This is a genomic window from Tenacibaculum sp. MAR_2010_89 (genome assembly GCF_900105985.1).
GTDB classification, from domain to species: domain Bacteria; phylum Bacteroidota; class Bacteroidia; order Flavobacteriales; family Flavobacteriaceae; genus Polaribacter; species Polaribacter halocynthiae.
Window position 1 is genome coordinate 1,926,052 of sequence record NZ_FNUB01000005.1, and the last position, 19,439, is coordinate 1,945,490.

Annotated in this window: 17 protein-coding genes; 12 read left to right on the forward strand and 5 right to left on the reverse strand. The window is 29.8% G+C overall.

From position 1 onward, the window contains the following. Positions 1-14 precede the first annotated feature (14 nt). Positions 15-1,085 (reverse strand): methylmalonyl Co-A mutase-associated GTPase MeaB, encoded by a 1,071-nt coding sequence (gene meaB / locus BLV71_RS11970; RefSeq protein ID WP_176974396.1) that lies wholly within the window; start codon positions 1,083-1,085, stop codon positions 15-17. A gap of 99 nt (positions 1,086-1,184) precedes the next feature. Between meaB and BLV71_RS11975 the strand changes: the two genes are divergently transcribed. The 7 genes from BLV71_RS11975 to lgt all read left to right on the forward strand — a co-directional run bounded on the left by BLV71_RS11975 (position 1,185) and on the right by lgt (position 7,023). Further along, entirely contained in the window at positions 1,185-1,733 is a 549-nt protein-coding gene (locus BLV71_RS11975; RefSeq protein ID WP_093870776.1) for an RNA polymerase sigma factor, read from the forward strand. Next, positions 1,726-2,304 carry a hypothetical protein gene (locus BLV71_RS11980; protein WP_093870777.1) on the forward strand — a complete coding sequence of 193 codons (579 nt, stop codon included), beginning with the start codon at positions 1,726-1,728 and terminating at the stop codon, positions 2,302-2,304. Before BLV71_RS11975 ends, BLV71_RS11980 begins: the two co-directional genes overlap by 8 nt. Then, positions 2,285-3,742, forward strand: a complete 1,458-nt coding sequence (locus BLV71_RS11985; protein WP_143032786.1) for a hypothetical protein — start codon at positions 2,285-2,287, stop codon at positions 3,740-3,742. The genes BLV71_RS11980 and BLV71_RS11985 overlap by 20 nt, the downstream gene beginning before the upstream one ends. Before the next feature lie 104 nt (positions 3,743-3,846). Continuing rightward, positions 3,847-5,325: a cysteine--tRNA ligase gene (gene cysS / locus BLV71_RS11990; protein ID WP_093870779.1), complete on the forward strand. Its 1,479-nt coding sequence runs from the start codon at positions 3,847-3,849 to the stop codon at positions 5,323-5,325. 5 nt (positions 5,326-5,330) lie between these two features. Beyond that, positions 5,331-5,846: a GNAT family N-acetyltransferase gene (locus BLV71_RS11995; protein ID WP_093870780.1), complete on the forward strand. Its 516-nt coding sequence runs from the start codon at positions 5,331-5,333 to the stop codon at positions 5,844-5,846. Next, positions 5,833-6,084, forward strand: a complete 252-nt coding sequence (gene yidD, locus BLV71_RS12000; protein ID WP_176974397.1) for a membrane protein insertion efficiency factor YidD — start codon at positions 5,833-5,835, stop codon at positions 6,082-6,084. Before BLV71_RS11995 ends, yidD begins: the two co-directional genes overlap by 14 nt. A gap of 72 nt (positions 6,085-6,156) precedes the next feature. Continuing rightward, positions 6,157-7,023: a prolipoprotein diacylglyceryl transferase gene (lgt, locus tag BLV71_RS12005; protein ID WP_093870781.1), complete on the forward strand. Its 867-nt coding sequence runs from the start codon at positions 6,157-6,159 to the stop codon at positions 7,021-7,023. A 71-nt stretch (positions 7,024-7,094) separates the two neighbouring features. Here the strand turns inward: lgt and pepT are convergent, their stop codons facing one another. Genes pepT through BLV71_RS12020 form a run of 3 tightly spaced genes read right to left on the reverse strand, consistent with a single transcriptional unit; the run spans position 7,095 to position 10,015 of the window. Continuing rightward, the gene (pepT, locus tag BLV71_RS12010; RefSeq protein ID WP_093870782.1) at positions 7,095-8,336 is read right to left on the reverse strand and encodes a peptidase T; all 1,242 of its coding nucleotides are present in this window, start codon (positions 8,334-8,336) and stop codon (positions 7,095-7,097) included. A gap of 26 nt (positions 8,337-8,362) precedes the next feature. Beyond that, a complete protein-coding gene (locus BLV71_RS12015; protein ID WP_093870783.1) occupies positions 8,363-8,914 on the reverse strand; it encodes a hypothetical protein in 552 nt (183 codons plus the stop codon). Between the two features lie 33 nt (positions 8,915-8,947). Beyond that, entirely contained in the window at positions 8,948-10,015 is a 1,068-nt protein-coding gene (locus tag BLV71_RS12020; RefSeq protein ID WP_093870784.1) for a DUF3810 domain-containing protein, read from the reverse strand. A gap of 129 nt (positions 10,016-10,144) precedes the next feature. On the opposite strand from BLV71_RS12020, the gene dnaB reads away from it, so the two are divergent. Both dnaB and BLV71_RS12030 read left to right on the forward strand, forming a co-directional pair. Beyond that, positions 10,145-11,671: a replicative DNA helicase gene (gene dnaB / locus BLV71_RS12025; protein ID WP_093870785.1), complete on the forward strand. Its 1,527-nt coding sequence runs from the start codon at positions 10,145-10,147 to the stop codon at positions 11,669-11,671. Positions 11,672-11,743: 72 nt separating this feature from the next. Continuing rightward, positions 11,744-13,003, forward strand: a complete 1,260-nt coding sequence (locus BLV71_RS12030) for an asparagine synthetase B (protein WP_176974398.1) — start codon at positions 11,744-11,746, stop codon at positions 13,001-13,003. 180 nt (positions 13,004-13,183) lie between these two features. Here BLV71_RS12030 and BLV71_RS12035 read toward each other — a convergent pair whose 3' ends face one another. Further along, the gene (locus BLV71_RS12035) at positions 13,184-16,438 is read right to left on the reverse strand and encodes a S41 family peptidase (RefSeq protein ID WP_093870787.1); all 3,255 of its coding nucleotides are present in this window, start codon (positions 16,436-16,438) and stop codon (positions 13,184-13,186) included. Positions 16,439-16,642: 204 nt separating this feature from the next. Here BLV71_RS12035 and BLV71_RS12040 point away from each other — a divergent pair, with 204 nt between their 5' ends. The 3 genes from BLV71_RS12040 (at position 16,643) to BLV71_RS12050 (ending at position 19,348) form a co-directional block, all read left to right on the forward strand. Further along, entirely contained in the window at positions 16,643-17,488 is an 846-nt protein-coding gene (locus BLV71_RS12040) for a transketolase (RefSeq protein ID WP_093870788.1), read from the forward strand. Positions 17,489-17,628: 140 nt separating this feature from the next. Next, the gene (gene bshA, locus BLV71_RS12045; protein WP_093870789.1) at positions 17,629-18,759 is read left to right on the forward strand and encodes an N-acetyl-alpha-D-glucosaminyl L-malate synthase BshA; all 1,131 of its coding nucleotides are present in this window, start codon (positions 17,629-17,631) and stop codon (positions 18,757-18,759) included. 16 nt (positions 18,760-18,775) lie between these two features. Next, positions 18,776-19,348, forward strand: coding sequence for a sigma-70 family RNA polymerase sigma factor (locus tag BLV71_RS12050; protein ID WP_093870790.1), 573 nt, complete (start codon positions 18,776-18,778; stop codon positions 19,346-19,348). Positions 19,349-19,439: the final 91 nt, after the last annotated feature.

A 19,439-nucleotide genomic window follows, 5' to 3' on the forward strand; every position in this document is an offset into this window, starting at 1 on the left:
CAAGTATTTATAGTTTATATATTTAATAATCTTTTAGCAGCGCTAAACGGTGATGTTTTTCCATTTTCTAATTTTGAAATTTCAGTACTTAGTAATTTTGAAACTTCTGGGTTGTTGTAAAAATTTGCTTTTAATTGTTGGTTAATGGTTTCTAATAACCAATATTTATTTTGAATATTTCTTTTTGATTTAAAAAAAGAAGTGCTTTTAGCCTCAGAAATATAATCATTGATCATTTTATAAATATTATCAATTCCTTGATGTTTAAGAGCACTTGCTACTAAAACTTTAGGAACCCATCCATTTTCTTTAGGAGGGTATAAATGAAGTGCTCTAGTAAACTCAACTTTGGCAATTTTAGCATTTTTAGCATTATCTCCATCGGCCTTATTAATAACAATTGCATCTGCCATTTCAATAATACCACGTTTTATTCCTTGAAGTTCATCACCAGCACCAGCTAATTTTAAAAGTAAAAAGAAATCTACCATAGAATGTACAGCAGTTTCTGATTGTCCAACACCAACAGTTTCTATAATTATACTATCAAAACCAGCAGCTTCACATAAAATAATACTTTCTCGAGTTTTTTGAGCCACACCACCCAATGAAGTTCCAGAAGGAGAAGGGCGTATAAAAGCGTTTTTATCGGTAACTAACTCTTCCATTCTAGTTTTATCTCCTAAAATACTACCTTTATTTATAGAACTGCTTGGATCTACAGCTAATACAGCAACCTTTTTACCTAAGGAAGTTAAATGTTTTCCAAATGACTCAATAAAAGTACTTTTCCCTACACCTGGAACCCCAGTAATACCAATCCTAACAGAGTTATTGGCATGAGGTAAACAAGCATCTAAAATTTCATTGGCTTTTTTTTGGTGCTTTGGATTAGTGCTTTCAATCAAGGTAATGGCTCTACTTAAAAAAGTAATATCACCAGCTAAAATGTTTTTTATAAATTTATTAGCAGAAGTTTGTTTTCTTCTGTTTAATTTAATTTTTTGAGCAGATTTTTTACTGGTAGTTTCAGGTTGAGAAACTCCATCTTTTTCAGAGAGTGCCGATTTGTTTTTTTTAATCATTAAAGTAAAAACGAATTATTAATGTAAATTTAAAAATAAATTTTTAGCTAAAATGCAACACTCCTAAAAAAGAATCGTCTTTAGGGCAAGAAATTAAAAATGAAACCAACTAAACAGCTACATCAATCTATTATTGAGGCTTGTAAGCAAAATAATGCAAAGGCACAAATGCAGTTGTATGATTTGTATTATGAAGCTATGTATACAGTAGCGTTGAGGTATGTAAAAGATTCTTTTGAAGCAGAAGATATAATGCAAGATGCCTTTATTAAAGCTTTTAGAAAAATATATTTATATAAAGAAGAAGTCGCTTTTGGAGCTTGGTTAAAAAGAATTGTAATTAATCAAAGTATTGATTGGTTAAAAAAAAGGAAGTTAACTCTAGTTTCTATAAATGAAGAAGTAACTTCGATAGAAGAAAATGATGATTGGAACGTAGGGATGAATATATCGTATAATGATATTGTTAGTAGTATAGATAAATTAAAAGAAAAATATAGAGTTGTGTTAAGTTTATATTTATTAGAAGGATATGATCATAAAGAAATTTCTCAGATTTTAGAAATATCAGAAGTTACTTCTAGAACACATTTAATGAGAGGAAAGAAAAAGGTGCAAGAACAATTAAAAAACGTGTATTATGGATAAAGATATTAGAGATATATTAAAAAATAATACAAATAATAATGTTGAAATATCATCTAAACATCGTGTACGATTTCAACAAAAATTATTGAGTGAATTACACGAAAAACCAAGTAAGGTAAAAAAATATAAGTGGTTATATGTTGCAGCATCAATTGTTTTGTTAGTAGGAGTAGGAATCAAATTTTCTACAACAAACATTGAAGGAGAATCTTTACCAAAAATAACAAATTCAGTAGAGTTAAATAATGATTCACAAATTAGTTTAGGAAGCATCTCTCCTGAATTAAAAACAATAGAATCATATTACATAAATACAATTAATTACGAATTAAGTCAGTTAGAATTAACAAAAGAAAATAAAGAATTATTTGATGGTTATTTAACCCAATTAGGGTTGTTAACTAAAGAATATAAGTCGTTAACCCAAGAGCTCAACAAAAAAGGAATTAACGATGATACTATCAATGCATTGATTGGAAACTTGCAAATGCGTTTACAGCTGTTAAAACGTATGCAAAAACAATTACATGAATTTAAAAATCCAAATCAAAATGACACTCAAACCATTTAAAATAAGTGTATTTTTATTACTGATAACAAGTTCCTTGTTGGCTCAGAAAGTAGAAAAAAAGTTTAATGAAAAATTTTATACTAATAAAGATGTAGAAATAGATATTAATGCTTCAAATGCTGAAATAGAGGTGACTACCTGGAATAAAAATGAAGTTGCTGTAGAGGCTACAATTGAAATAGAAGGTATAGATAAAAAAGAAGCAGAAAAGTATTTGAAAAGATGGAACTTTGAAGCTTTAGGTAATAAAAGTACTGTTAAGATAAAAGCAAATAGTAATAGCTTTCACTCAATAGGGAATGATAATATATTTTTTTATAATTCATCTGGGAATACTAATTTTCCTAAAGGAACAGTATACAACTTAAGCAATAATAATGATCATAATTTATTTGTGCTTCCTGAAATAGAACTGGAAGATTTTAACATTGACATTGATGATGCTATGAAGGGGCTAGAGAATATTGAATTTGATTTTGATAAATATTCAAAAGATGGAGATACTTATTTTTTTCAATGGAAAGATGGAGTGAATAATGTTACTATAAAATCAAAAAAGGAATGGGAAAAGTTTAAAAAAACGAAAGAATATAAAAAGTTTAAGAAACAGCAAGAAAAAAGAAAAAAAACATTAAAAAAACGTTCAAAAGCATTAAAAAAGAAACGCTTAGAAAAAAGAGAGGCGTTAGCAAAAGCAAGAAAAGAGCTTAGAAAGATTAATAGGGTTGAAGTGAAAAAAGCATTAGAATTAGCGAGAAAACAGCTTAAAAACACTCAATTAAGTTACTCATACATTACTAATAGTAAAGGAAATGATTTAATGATTAATGGAAAGAAAGTTAAAATAGTAAAAAAAATAAAAGTAAAGGTTCCTAAGAATGCCACATTTAATTTAAATACTCGCCATTGCAAGGTTAAATTACCTAAAACAAAGGTAAACGGAAAAGTAAGTTATGGTAACTTCAAAGCAGATGCTTTAAACGGAGGTAAATTGAATATTTCGTTTTCACCAGTAAAAATTAATTCATTAAATACAAGTACATTGTTTTTAAATAATGTAACCGATGCTAAAATAGCATCGGTTACTAACACAGTTGTAAATTCAAAATCTTCTGATATTACAATAGTTGATGTGTATAAAAATGTTAAGTTAGTTCATAAATTTGGAGATTTAAAAATAGATAAAATTCATCCAGATTATGGTCAGTTTAAAATGTTTTTAAGTTCAGCAAATGCTTCTGTAAACCTTTCAGGAATCAATCAACAATTTAATTTTGAAATAAAAGAAAACCCTTCATTGTATTCCATAAGAAAGCCGATTACTGTCACGCTTAAAGAAATGGGAAGTAAAAATATTAACGGAACTTTTTTAATAGAATCTAAAAATAAAAAAATTTACATAGAGGGTAAATATTCTCAGTTAGCAATTACTGAATAACTTTTGTTTATTCTTAACATTTTTTTTAAAACTTCACTAAAATTCCATTTCGCCATTCTTCATAAAGTGCCTATCTTTAGCATTTGTAAATAGTCACTTTTTCTATGGAATTATATAAAGAAAATCAACTTAAAGTATACAACTCATTATCAAAAAGCAAAGAGCTTTTTAAACCTGTAATTGAAGGAAGGGTAGGGATGTATGTTTGTGGTCCCACCGTTTACAGTAATGCTCATTTAGGAAACGTAAGAACTTTTATGTTCTTTGATGTAGTATATCGTTATATGTTACATTTAGGATATAAAGTACGTTATGTACGTAATATTACTGATGCAGGTCATTTAGAAAATGATGCTGATGAAGGAGAAGATAGAATTGCTAAAAAAGCACGTTTAGAAGAGATAGAACCAATGGAAGTGGTTCAACGTTATACAGTTGACTTCCATGATGTGTTAAAAAATTATAATTTTTTACCTCCAAGTATTGAACCAACAGCTACTGGTCATATAGTTGAACAAATTGAAATGATTAAAGAAATCATGGATAAAGGATTTGCTTATGAGGTAAATGGATCTGTATATTTTGATGTGTTGAAATACAACAAAACAGGTAATTATGGAATCTTATCTGGAAGGAAAATTGAAGATGCAATACATAATACTAGAACTTTAGATGGACAGTCTGATAAAAGAAATCCTCAAGATTTTGCTCTGTGGAAAAAAGCAGATGAACGTCATATTATGCGTTGGCCATCTCCTTGGAGTGATGGATTTCCTGGTTGGCATTTAGAGTGTTCTGTTATGAGTAAAAAATATTTAGGAGAACAATTTGATATTCACGGAGGAGGAATGGATTTAAAGTTTCCGCATCATGAATGTGAAATAGCGCAATCTCAAACATGTAGTGGTAAAGCACCTGTTAACTATTGGATGCATACAAATATGTTGTTGTTAAATAGCCAAAAAATGGCTAAGTCTACAGGGAATTATATTTTGCCTAATGAAATTTTAACAGGAGAAAACGATGTTTTAAGTAAAGCATTTATGCCAAGTGTTGTTCGTTTTTTTAATTTACAAGCTAATTACCGTAGTATATTAGATTTTTCAAGTGATGCATTAGAAGCTTCTGAAAAAGGTCATGGAAAGCTAATGGATGCTGTTAATTATTTAGATAAAATTGAAGCAGGAAGTGAGTCAACTTTTAATGTTCAAGACTGGAAAAAAGAATGTTATGCCGCCATGAATGATGATTTTAATACTCCAATTTTAATTTCTCACTTATTTGAAGCAGTTAAAATAATCAATTTAATTCGTGAGCAAAAGGCTAGTTTAACTGAGGAAGATTTATTAGAGTTAAAGAAAACCATGAATGCGTTTGTTTTTGACGTATTAGGTTTAATGAATGAGGTAACTCAAGGAAGTTCTGATAAAGTTAATGGAGTTGTAGAATTGCTAATTAAATTACGTAAAGAAGCAAGAGAAAATAAAGACTGGGCATTGTCTGATCAAATTAGAGATGAATTATTAGAATTAGGTATTCAATTGAAAGATGGTAGAGAAGGAACTAGTTTCTCAATAAATTAGAAGGTATGGTTTTTCAATCTGAAAGACTCATCGTTAAAGCGATACAAAAGATTCATAAAAAAGAATTTGTTGAGTTATTAACGGCTGAAGAAATAATAAAAGCTATTCCTCAAAATAAACCCTCAGAAGATAATATTGAAAACAAATTTCAATTAGCACTTTCTTTTAATGGAGATATAGTAGGAAATAGTTTAAGTCTTTTAGGTGTTTTTGAAAAAAATAAAGAAGATTTAATTGGGTTGATAGGTTTTCTAACAAATGAAGAAAAAAATAGAGAATTAGGATATCGTTTTAGAAAAGATTTTTGGGGTAGAGGATATGCTACTGAAATAGCTAAAAAAATGATAGAATATTCTTTCAATGTTTTAAAATTTGAAAAGATTACTGCTGATGTATGGGTTGAAAATATAGCATCAAATAAAATTTTAGCTAAGTTTTTTAAGCCAGTAAAAGAGTTTTATAATGAATATGATAATTGTACTGATAGAAGGTATGAATTATTAAAAAATGATTGGAATTAATTTGAAAAAAATACTAACATATCCGTTTGTTTTATTAGTACGTTTTTATCAAACAGCAATATCACCATTTACACCTGCTACCTGTAGATATTCACCTACATGTTCACATTATACAATAGAGGCATTACAAAAGCACGGGTTGTTTTACGGTGGGTGGTTGGCTTTAAAAAGAATCTTTAGTTGTCATCCTTGGGGTGGAAGTGGGTATGATCCAGTGCCAGAAAAAAAAAATAAATAATCGTTATTGCAAGAGAAATAAAAAAGTAATTTTATTCAACTTGTAGTAATATAAAAATTAAATTTAAAATACATGAGTTTTTTATCTATCGTATGGGATTGGAATCCTGAGATTATTAAAATAGGAGGTTTTGGTATTAGATGGTATAGTTTAATGTTCGTAGCTGCTTTTATTTTAGGATTGCATTTAATGAAGAAAATTTATATAAATGATAAGGTTCCTGTTGAAAAACTAGATCCTTTATTTATGTATGTTTTTGTATCGATGTTAATAGGTATGCGTTTAGGAGAAGTATTTTTCTATAATTGGGGTTATTACCAAAATAATTTATTAGAAATATTTTTACCTTTTAAAAAACAAGATGGAGCTACTGCTTTATTTGGTTTTTTAAAAGATTGGAAATTTACTGGTTTTACAGGATTTGCTAGTCATGGTGCAGCAGTAGGAATTCCTTTAGCTTTATACTTTTATGCGAAAAAACATCTGCAAAAACCGTGGTTATTTATTTTAGATAGATTAGGTATTATGGTTGCCTTAGCAGGTTTTTTTATTCGCTTAGGAAACTTTTTTAACTCAGAAATTTATGGGAAAGCTACAGGTTCAAGTTTTGGTGTAATATTTAAAAGAGCTGGTGAATCAGAACCACGCTATCCAACTCAATTGTATGAAGCGTTTAGTTATTTAGCCTTGTTTTTTGCGTTATGGTATTTTTATTGGAAAACTGATAAAAAGAAGCAAACTGGGTTTTTATTCGGGTTGTTCATGGTTGTGTTGTGGTCTTTACGATTTTTCATAGAGTTCTTAAAAGAAGCACAAATTGAAGGAAGAGAGGATTGGGTGTTTAATACATTAAATACAGGTCAAGTGCTAAGTATTCCTTTAGTAATGATAGGGATTTGGTTAATGTTTAGAAAAACAAAAATACCTCAAGAGGATTAAAAAATATAAACAGCATAAAAAAAAGACTTAGTTTTAACTAAGTCTTTTTTTTATGCTGTAACTAAAAGTTTTTATGAAGAAAATTTTTGAGCTACCTTTTGAGTAATTCCAACAATAACTTCACTTGCTTTTACAATACTTTCAGCAGGAACATATTCATATCTTCCGTGAAAATTATGTCCACCAGCAAAAATATTAGGGCAAGGTAATCCTTTATATGATAATTGAGAACCATCTGTACCACCTCTAATAGCTTTAATTAAAGGAGTAATTCCCATGTCATTCATCACTTCTTCAGCAATATCAACTATATGCATAACAGGAGTAACCTTCTCTTTCATATTATAGTATTGATCCTTCATTTCAATTTCAATTAAGTCTTTACCCAGTTTTTGATTCATAACATCAACTAAATCAAGCATTGCTTGTTTTCGGTTTTTAAATAAATCCATTTCATGATCTCTTATAATATAGTGTAAAGTAGTTTTTTCTACTTCACCTTCCATATTATGTAAATGAAAAAAACCTTCATACCCAGTAGTTTTTTCAGGAACTTCATTTTCAGGTAAAGCATTAATAAACTCACTAGCAATTGTCATTGAGTTGATCATTTTTCCTTTGGCATAACCAGGGTGAACAATTTTACCGTTAATTGTAATTTTGGCCCCAGCTGCATTGAAGTTTTCGTATTCTAATTCACCAATTTGACTACCATCCATAGTGTATGCCCACTCAGCCCCGAATTTTTCAACATCAAATAGGTGAGCACCCTTACCAACTTCTTCATCAGGTGTAAAACAAATACGTATTTTACCGTGTTTTAATTCAGGGTTTTGAATTAAATATTCCATGGCAGAAACGATTTCAGTAATTCCAGCTTTATCATCGGCACCAAGTAAAGTAGTACCGTCAGTTGTAATTATAGTTTGACCTTTATATTGTAATAAATCTTCAAAGTAATTAGGAGATAAAACAATGTTTTCTTTTTCATTTAAAAGAATATCTTTTCCGTCATAATTTTCATGAATTTGTGGTTTTACATTTGCTCCAGTAAAATCAGGACTTGTATCTATATGTGCAACAAAACCAATAGTTGGTACATCATAGTCTAAATTACTAGGTAATGTTGCCATTAAATAACAATTACTATCTAATTCAACATCAATCATACCAATTTCTTTTAATTCTTTTTCAAGAACTTTAGCAAGGTCCCATTGTTTTTCAGTACTAGGGAAAGCAGGGTTGTTAGGATCACTTTCGGTATCAATTGTTACGTACTTTATAAATCGATCAATTATATGTTGTTTGTTCATTGTTTTAATTTTAAAATCAAAAATACTTATTTCAACTGTATTTCGTTAATTAAATTTATGGCTTTGCAAATACGTTCATCAACTAAATCATCACCATAAACTTCTGTTTTTACATGTAAAAAATTATCACTATTTACTTTCGTGAAAACATTTAAAATATGATAGGGATATTTTCCTTTTTTTCCTTTAGCTAAACTATAATAGGAGTCTTTATTAAATAACTTGAAATCTTTTGTTTTTACTTCTTGTAATTTCATTTTAGTATTATCAGCTGAAACCTTTTGCTTAAATGTAGCATCAATAAATGTAGGGGAATGAATTATAGAAGCATCTAATAAAGTAGTTTTGGTAAGACTTAATGTGGTGTCAGCTGCATAAATAGAAGTTTGCCCGTTATCATAATATAGATTAACCTTCCATTTTTTTGGTAGTTTTATAGCAAATAAATTTCTAAAATCATCAAATTTTTTTAAACCAGAATAATTTGAGCCTACTGAGCAGTTAAAATCTTTTTTTAATTCAGAAGAATTACAAGATATAAATAGTGAAAAAAGGAAAAGAGCAATAAGTTTTTTCATAATACTGAATTTGTCAATATTTTTAGATAGTTTTTAGTTGTTTTTAAAATAAGCAATAAGCAAATCTACTACATAACTGTAAGATTTAATCCCATTAGCTTGATTGTTTGCTTTTAAATATGAATTATAGCCTTTCTTTAAATAAGGTTCAATAGGGTTGTCAAATTGTTTCCAATGTAAATAACTGTTTTTATAATCTTTAAAAACACCTTTATTTACTGTTTTTTTAAGAGTATTGGCAAGCTTTTTATCTCGTTTGTGTAGCTCATTTATACAGTAACGAAAAGCCATTCTATAACCAGCATATTTAAAATAAATATCATTATTGTTTATGCAAGCTAAAAAACCTACAAAGTTAGCATCGTTTTCAGCAGACCATCCAATTTGATGTGCCATCTCATGGCAAGTAGTAGAGGCATATCCTGTTTTAGGAATTTGATTGTTTACTTGAGCTTCCCCTGTTATTGGATTAATGTATCCAGAAGTGCCATTATATGATTGTAACAAACTAACTAATGAACTTTTTACAGACGATGTTTTATAGGAAAGTTGTGGGTAAATCTTAGCTAATTCATCAAAACCATTAGGAGCTAATTGGTATATTTTTTTTGAAGAATACGGTACAATAACTTCTAGCGTGTCATTTTGAGTAATTTGAAAATGAATTTTTGTTAATTGAGTAGCTATTTTTTCAGTAGCATTATAAAGCTGACTAGTGGTGTATTCAGATTGTTGTAATCCTAAGTTTTTTGCCAAAGGTTCTCTAAAATAATTCAAGCCCCAAAAAGTATAAAAGCAAAAATAAATTACTGAAAAAAACGAAAGAAGTTTTAGTAATTGAGGAATGAAAGTTGTAAATTTAGTTTTGATTAATTTATAAAGTCCTTTTATAAAAAGAAGTATTAAAAGAAGTCCTATAATATCACCAAAAGAAAAAGGAATCCATCCTAAAATTGCACGAAGTGTTTTTGATATTATTTTATAAATCCCGTTGCTATAATACTGCTCAATCCAAATTGGTTTTTGGCTTAAAAATTGCACTAATAGTACTTGAATAGGTAATAATATTGCTAATAAAATGTTTGTTTTAGAGTATTTCATTGCCATCAAAAATAATAAAGATAGAACGTTATCAACAAGTTAATAACAATTTTGTTTACAAAAAATGTGTAAAAAGAAAGTTGAGGTTAGCTCCTACAAATATCATCATAAAAAATTACATTTGTCGTCATGGAGAAAATGCAATCAGTTAGAGGTACAAAAATAGATAAAGCACGTATTGTTAGTTTAGAAAAAGGGAAGCTTCCACCACAAGCTTTAGACCTTGAAGAAGCTGTTTTGGGTGCTATGATGATTGATAAAAAAGGAATTGATACCGTAATTGATATTTTACATCCTGAAGCGTTTTACGACAAACGTCATCAAGAAATTTACACTGCTATATATGCACTTTTCCAAAATTCTGAACCTATTGATTTATTATCTGTATCGAATCAGCTAAGGAAAAATGCAAAATTAGAACTAGTAGGTGGCGACTTTTATATTATAGGTTTAACACAAAAAGTAGCTTCATCTGCACATATTGAATTTCACTCAAGAATTATTCTTGAAAAATATATTCAACGTAAGTTAATTACTATTTCTTCTGAAATCATTGAAAATGCATATGATGAAACTGTTGATGTTTTTGATTTATTAGATGATGCTGAAGGGAAATTATTTGAGGTAACTCAAGGTAACCTTAAGAAAGGGGCAGAAAAAGCAGATTCATTAGTACAACAATCTATAACAAAGATCCAGGAAATTTCTACCAAAGAAGGAATGAGTGGTTTGGCAACAGGTTTTACAAAATTAGATGCATTAACTTCTGGTTGGCAACCTTCCGATTTAATTATTATTGCAGCTCGTCCTGGTATGGGAAAAACTGCCTTCGTAATATCGATGGCTAAAAATATGGCTATTGATTTTAATCATGCAGTAGCTGTGTTTTCATTAGAGATGTCATCTGTACAATTAATAACCCGTATGATTTCTTCGGAAACAGGGTTAACATCTGAGAAATTACGTAAAGGAAATCTAGAGCCTCATGAATGGGAACAATTAAATGTTAAGGTTAAAAAACTTTCTGATGCTCCAATTTTTATTGATGATACTCCAGCATTATCAATTTTTGATTTACGTGCAAAAGCACGACGTTTAGTATCGCAACATGATGTTAAAATATTAGTTATTGATTATTTACAGTTAATGACAGCTGGTGGGTCAGGTGGTAATCGTGAACAGGAAATTTCTACTATTTCACGAAACTTAAAAGCTCTTGGTAAAGAATTAAATATACCGGTTATTGCTTTATCACAATTATCACGTTCGGTAGAAACTCGTGGAGGTAGTAAACGACCATTATTATCCGATCTTCGTGAATCTGGAGCAATTGAGCAGGATGCGGATATTGTATCGTTTATTTTTAGACCTGAGTATTATGGAATGACTGAGTGGGATGATGATGATCATTCTCCATGTGAAGGACAAGGAGAATTTATTGTTGCAAAACATCGTAATGGTGGATTGGATAATATACGTTTGAAATTTACTGGTCACTTAGCAAAGTTCTCAGATTTAGAAGAAGGATTTAGTAGTGAATTCCAATCAAGTATGAATTCAAGTTTTAATGATGAAGTTGCATCAAACAATTTTACTTCTCCTGAAGATGCTTTTGGCCCTTCTGATAATGGTGGTATGGATGACGTTCCTTTTTAAAATAATAAACAAATTATAAAATTATATAAATACACAGTTACATAAATGTAATTGTGTATTTTAGTTTTTGAAATGAAGAAAACGATATACACATTAATTTTTATATTCTTATCAAATACTATTTGGGCATCATTTATTTATGTGCCAATGAGCCACGATAATCAAAAAAATCATTTAAAAGCATACGGAATTGTTTATTATGCGTTGCAAAACGGTTTAAAAGCAAAATGGTTATTAAATTATGATGGAGGTGCTTTTTTAATTGAAAACAACGAAGCTATAGAGAAGGAGTGTAAAATTCGAGGGGTTTCATATAAGATAATAAGTGATGCAAAATCACAACTAATTTTAGAAGGAATTTCCTCACCCTCAAAAAATCAAGAGGCGGTAACATTAGAAAAGGCTCCAAAAATAGCAGTATATTCTCCAAAAAATAAAATGCCTTGGGATGATGCAGTTACAATGGTTTTAACCTATGCTGAAATTCCTTTTGATGTTGTATATGATGATGATGTATTAGGAGATAAATTATTATTGTATGAATGGTTACATCTTCATCATGAGGATTTTACAGGCCAATATGGACGTTTTTATGGAGCTTTCAGAACTGCGCCTTGGTATATTCAACAAAAGATAGATGCTGAAGCGTTAGCTAAAAAATTAGGCTATAATAAGGTATCTGAAGAAAAAGCAGCAGTAGCTAAAAAAATAAGAGATTATGTAATTGGTGGAGGTTTTATGTTTGCTATGTGTTCTGCTACCGATAGTTTTGATATCGCTTTAGCTGCAGATGGAGTTGATATTTGCGAAGGAATGTTTGATGGAGATCCTTCGGAACCAAGTTATCAATCAAAAATAGATTTTACTAAAACTTTTGCATTTAAAGATTTTGAATTAATTAGAAACCCAACTACTTACGAGTTTTCTTCAATTGATATGACTAGAAAACGTAGAATTAATAAAGAGACTGATTATTTTACATTGAAAGAATTTTCTGCAAAGTGGGATCAAGTACCAACAATGCTTACTCAAAGCCATACGCAATTAGTAAAAGGTTTTATGGGGCAAACTACTTCATTTGACAGAAAGTTGATAAAATCTACTGTGATGGTGTTAGGAGATAGTAAAACCAACGGAGAAGCACGATATATTCATGGTACGAAAGGAAAGGGGATGTTTACTTTTTATGGAGGTCACGATCCAGAAGATTACCAACATAGAGTTGGAGACCCAAAAACTGAATTAGATTTGCACCCAACATCACCTGGGTATCGCTTAATTTTAAATAATGTGTTGTTTCCTGCCGCTAAAAAGAAGAAACAAAAAACCTAAGTAATTTGTTACTGTGTTTTATAGGATAGTAAATTATAATATAGATTAATGCGATTTTTATATTTCTAAAACTAAAATAAATTAAGCCTTAATTAGAAAAAAATATCATACAGTACAGCAATGAAAAAAGGTTAAAGTATACTATACTTTAACCTTTTTTCAGTTTTTTTATGTAAGAAATTACTTGATGTCTTTCAGCATTTCAGATACAGATCGTTCTAATTGTTGATCACGACCGTTATCAATAATACCTGGCATATTTTTTACTTTAATCATAGGCATCGTTTGATTGTTTTCCATCCATCTTCCCGACTTATCTTTAGCACTTACAGGAACAACTCCCCAGTAGCTTCCGTTTGGTAAACCTTCCCATCCTGCAAAGCTACAAGTACCAGGAACTGGCATACCTACAGTTTTTCCAATTTTAAGATCTGTATATCCAGCAGCATAACAATGTCCGTCAGAATACATGCTTTCATTAAAAATAGATAGTGTTGGTTTAGTCCAACGAGAAGTAGGTTCACCTCCAACTACTTTAGCTTCTGTTTCATAAGAAATAAAAGGAACACCTGTAAAGAACATAGCTAAATCTGCTACTAGATCACCACCACCATTAAAACGTGTATCGATAATAATTCCTTTACGTTCTGAAAATTTCCCCATGATGTCTTTATAAATACTTCTATAAGGACCATCGCTCATTCCTGGAATATGCACATAACCTAATTTACCATTACTTAATTTGTTTACCTCTTTTTCATTGATGTTAACCCATCTTTTATATAGTAAACGACCTTCTTGACCTAAAGAGATAGGTTTAACAGTTATTGATTGTTCTTTTTTTGTTTTTGGATCTTTAATATCAAGTAATACAAATTTCCCTGCTTTTCTATTTAAATATTTGGCAACATCTTCATTTTTATTAATGGTAACACCGTCAATTTTTTCTATTATCATACCAGCTTTGACATTGAAAGATGATTTATCAAGTGGTCCATCTTTGATAATTTCATCAATTAAAATACCATTATCTTTATGATTGTAATTCATAAAAATACCTAATGAAGCAGTTGCATCTGCATTTCTAATACTTGTTCTGTAACCAGCCCCAGCATGAGATACGTTTAATTCACCTAACATTTCAGAAAGCATTTCAGAGAATTCAAAAGAATTACCAATAGAAGGTAAGTATTTTTTATATTCTCTTTTCATTTTATTCCAATCAGTTCCATGAAAATCAGGGTGGTAAAAAATAGCATTGGTTCTTATCCATACGTGATTAAACATTGCTTCTCTTTCAGCATCGGTATTCAGCATCATTTCACCTTTTATTTTCACTGACTTTTTACTCTTTTTAGCTGGACTAATTTTTGAAATTCTACCACCACTTAAAAGGTATAAGTTTTTCATTTGCTTATCCCATTGTAAAGAACCGAAATTGGCATTTAATCGCATTACCATTTTTGTTTCTTTGGTTCGTAAATTTGTACTCCAAAGATTCATTTTACCTTCAAAACGTGCTAAATAATATAAAATATCACCTTTTTTAGATAAAACAGCATCACCAAGGCTAGAAGAATGTATAGTTAATCTTTTGGTTCTATCTTTCATACTATCCCAGTCAAAAGTAAGTGGCTTTACATCTTTTTTGTCTTTAGCTTTCTTTTTATCTTTTTTCTTGTCTTTTTTATCTTTCTTGTCAGTAGCTTTTTTCTTCTCTTTCTTTTTTTGTTCAGCCTTAATAGCTTTAATGGCCTTCATTAATTTAAACTCCTCATCGCTAAGATTAAATTCGTCCCAAGCTTCTTGAGTAAAAAACATACTGTGAACATCAGTTTGTGAACGTCCACTTGTAGCATAAGATTTTAATCCGTTTCTATTACTAAACCATAACATTTGTTTTCCTCCATTAACCCATTTCGGATAATAATCTCTATAACCACTTTCAGTTAGGTTTATACGTTTAGTTCCGTCAGCAGCCATTAATAACACTTCGCTATTGCTTAATGTTTTGCTCCATCCAACTAATAGCCATTTACTATCAGGGCTCCAAGTAAAATATTTATCTCCATCACTCATGTGAAATAAATCTTTAGGAGTTAATAAAGTTACTTGCTTTTTAGTTTTTAAGTCCATTACCTTTAATGTACGCCTTCCTTCAACAAATGCTATTTTAGAACTGTCAGGTGAAAACTCAGGTAAATAATTATCTAATTTGTTTTCTATAATTGGAGATTCTTTAACTAGAGTAGAAGCAAAAAAGAAAGGTTCTTCTTTTCTAACTTTTTCTGTTTTATAAATACTCCATTTCCCATTTCTTTCACTACTATATACAACTGATTTTCCATCAGCAGACCAAGTTACAAAGCGTTCTCTTTCTGGTGTGTTAGTTAATCTTTTAGTAAAAGATTCGTTTACAGAAGTAACAAAAACTTCACCCCTAGAAATAAAAGCTATTTCTTTTCCATTTGGAGATATTGCCATTTCATTAACACCACCATTGATTGATATGAATTTATCACTATTATCTTTATCTTGAGTTCTAATAATAACTGATACTTTAGAAGGTTTTTTACCTTCTTTCATTGTATATAACTCACCATCGTATCCAAAACTTAAAATACCATTACCAATACTTAAAAAACGTACTGGATGTAATTTGAAGTTAGTTAATTGTTGATCCTGATTCGAATTGTTAATATTCATTTTATGAACATTAAAAGAGCCACTTTTCTCGCTTAAATAATACATACTCTTTTCATCTTCAGAGAAAAAAGGATGCCTGTCTTCTCCAGCAAAAGAAGTAATCATTTTATGAGTATTATTTTTGGTATCATACTTCCATATATCTCTAGTAATAGAAGATTTATGATGCTTACGCCATTCATTTTCACCACCTTTTTTATCGTGGTATAACATGGTGTTACCGTTTTTAGAAACCTGAACATATTCAGCAGGTACGGTGAACAGTTGGCTAACTCGTCCAGCAATTGTAGGTACACTATATAATTCTGGTTGAGAGCCTGTAGGATATTGTCTATGATTTACTAGATCTTGACGTTGCGCTCCGAAAATAACATCTTTATTGTTTGCAGAAAAAGTAAAAGGAACTTCATCACCAGAGTGAAAAGTTAACCTTTTTGCTTCACCACCTCTGGCATCCATAATAAAAATGTCAAAATTTCCATATCTATTAGAAGAAAATGCAATTTTTTTACTGTCTTTACTCCAAATTGCCTTGTAATCGTGTGCTTTATGAAAAGTTAATTGAATTGCATTACCACCGGTTGAAGGAACTTTATATAAATCGCCTTTATAAGTAAAAACAATCTCTTTTCCATCTGGGGATATTGAAGAGTGTCTTAACCAATTTGGGGCCTCTTGTGAGAAGAGTTGTAGTGTTAAAAATGTAAATAGTAGTGAAAGGTGTTTCATTTGAATAATTTTTCATGCAATCTACTAAATTGTAACACCTAATTATGTTAATTTAAGTTAAAATGAGAGGGATGTTTATTTTTCTGAATTTTTAATGAAAAACATTATATATTTTTAAATTCAATTTTCTTATTAATAAATAAAAAAAGTAATTGGCAATTCTTTTTTAAACAATTACTTTTGTCAGCATAAAACAAAACGATAATGCCAACAACACAACAACTTCAAGATTTTACACAACAAGTTAGAAGAGATATAGTTCGCATGGTTCATGCGGTTAGTTCTGGGCATCCAGGTGGTTCATTAGGATGTGCTGAGTTCTTTACTTGTTTGTATCAAGAAATCATGGATTATTCTACTGATTTTAAAATGGATGGTGAAAATGAAGATTTATTCTTTTTGTCAAACGGACACATATCACCTGTTTACTATAGTGTGTTAGCACGTAGTGGTTTTTTTCCTGTTGCTGAGTTAGCAACATTTAGAAAATTAGATACACGTTTACAAGGGCATCCTACAACTCATGATCATTTACCGGGTATTCGTATTGCTTCAGGTTCATTAGGACAAGGAATGAGTGTCGCTATTGGAGCAGCTCAAGCTAAAAAGTTAAACGGAGATGATAAAATTGTATATACATTACATGGTGATGGTGAATTACAAGAAGGTCAAATTTGGGAAGCTGCAATGTATGCATCAGCTAAAAAGGTAGATAATTTAATTTCTACAGTTGATGTAAATGAAAAGCAAATTGACGGAACAACTGACCAAGTATTAGCTATGGGAAGTTTGAAAGCTAAGTTCGAAGCTTTTGGTTGGGATGTACTTGAGGTTAAAGAAGGAAATAATGTAGAAGCTATTTTAAGTGGAATGGCTGATGCAAAATCAAGAACAGGTAAAGGAAAACCAGTTTGTGTGTTATTATATACTGAAATGGGGAATGGGATTGATTTTATGATGAATACACATGCATGGCATGGTAAAGCACCTAATGACGAGCAGTTAGAGGCTTCATTAGCACAGAACCCTGAAACTTTAGGAGACTACTAAGAATAAATAATATAGTATTATATAGAAACGTCATTACTGAGTTAGTAATGACGTTTTTTTGTGAAAATCTTTGCAGAAATAAGTAAGCAATAACGTAAATTTACGTCATAAACCATATTTAAAATTAATAGCGATATAATATGAAGATAGGAATTGTGTGTTATCCAACTTTTGGAGGTAGTGGAGTAGTGGCAACAGAGTTAGGAATGGCACTTGCTGATAAAGGCCATGAAGTACATTTTATTACATACAATCAACCAGTTCGCTTAGATTTTTTTTCACATAGATTGCATTTTCATGAAGTAATGTTAGAAGAATATCCATTATTTCAATACCAGCCTTATGAATTAGCTTTATCAAGTAAAATGGTTGAAGTAGTAGAGAAAAATCAATTAGAAGTATTGCATGTACACTATGCTATACCACATGCATATGCTGCTTATATGGCTAAAAAAATGTTGTTAGATAAAGGTATAAATGTTAAAGTAGTAACAACATTACATGGTACAGATATCACTTTAGTAGGAAGTCATCCTACTTATAAAACAGCTGTTGAGTTTAGTATTAATAAATCTGATGAAGTAACAACAGTTTCTCAAAGTTTAAAAGATGATACATTACGACTATTTAATATAGATAAAGATATAAAGGTTGTTTATAATTTTATTGATGGAGAAAAATACGATAAAGCTCATCAAACAGAATGTCAAAGAAGTGCTTTAGCGAATGAAAATGAGCGTATTTTAACTCATATTAGTAATTTTAGACCAGTAAAACGTACTGATGATGTTATTAAAATTTTTAATAAAGTACAAAAAGAAATTCCATCTAAACTATTAATGGTTGGAGACGGACCAGAACGTATAAAAGCTGAGAATTTAGTAAATGAATTAGGGCTCCAAGATAAAGTATTGTTTTTAGGGAATAGCAATGAAGTAGCCAAAATTTTGTGTTATTCAGATGTGTTTTTACTACCTTCAGAAACTGAAAGTTTTGGATTGGCAGCTTTGGAAGCAATGGCAGCAAGTACGGTTGTAGTATCTACTAATTCTGGAGGGCTTCCTGAAGTTAATATTCATAATAAAACTGGTTTTTTAAGTGATGTTGGAGATGTTGCTGATATGGCTAAAAACGCTATCTACGTTTTAAAAGAAGATGAAGTATTAAATGAATTTAAAATAAATGCAAAGAAGCACATTGAATTGTTTTCATTAGAGCATGTATTACCACAATATGAAAGCATTTATAAAAAGTGTTATATAGGAGTTTAAAAAAAGAAATTTTCAAATGGAATTTAATACAATTTGGAATACATATAATAGTCACTTATTAAATTTTGTAAAGTCAAAAATTGAAGATAAGATTCATGCAGAAGATATTTTGCAAGAAATAGGACTTAAATTGTATGCAGTATTAAATAAAGGAGAAAAGATAAATAATTATAAATCGTGGCTTTTTCAGGTAGCAAGGAATTTGATAATTGATTATTATAGAAAAGAAAAAGTAAAAAAGAATAGAGAAAGTACATATTCTGAAATAAATGATGAGGGAATTTGTGTTTGTGACTTGTCAAGTTTTGTCATTCAAAATTACTTACCTAAAAAGTATGGAATTCCTTTGTATAAGAGTGATATAGAAAAAAAATCGCAAAAAGTAATTGCTAATGAATTAAATATATCATTACCAGCAGCTAAATCAAGAATACAAAGAGCAAGGGTTAAGTTAAAAGAATTAATAGAAGAATGTGTAACAATAACGTACAATAAAAACGGTACAATTGTAGACTATCAATTAAAGAATACTTGCGAAATACCTAAAGAACTTCAAGAGGAAATTAAAAGAATAAATTTAACGTTATAAGTTGAGTTTTTCTTACTAAATAGATTAATTTTTACTTTAATAAAAAACCTCCTAATTTTTAAGTTAGGAGGTTTTCGGGGGAGAATTGAAA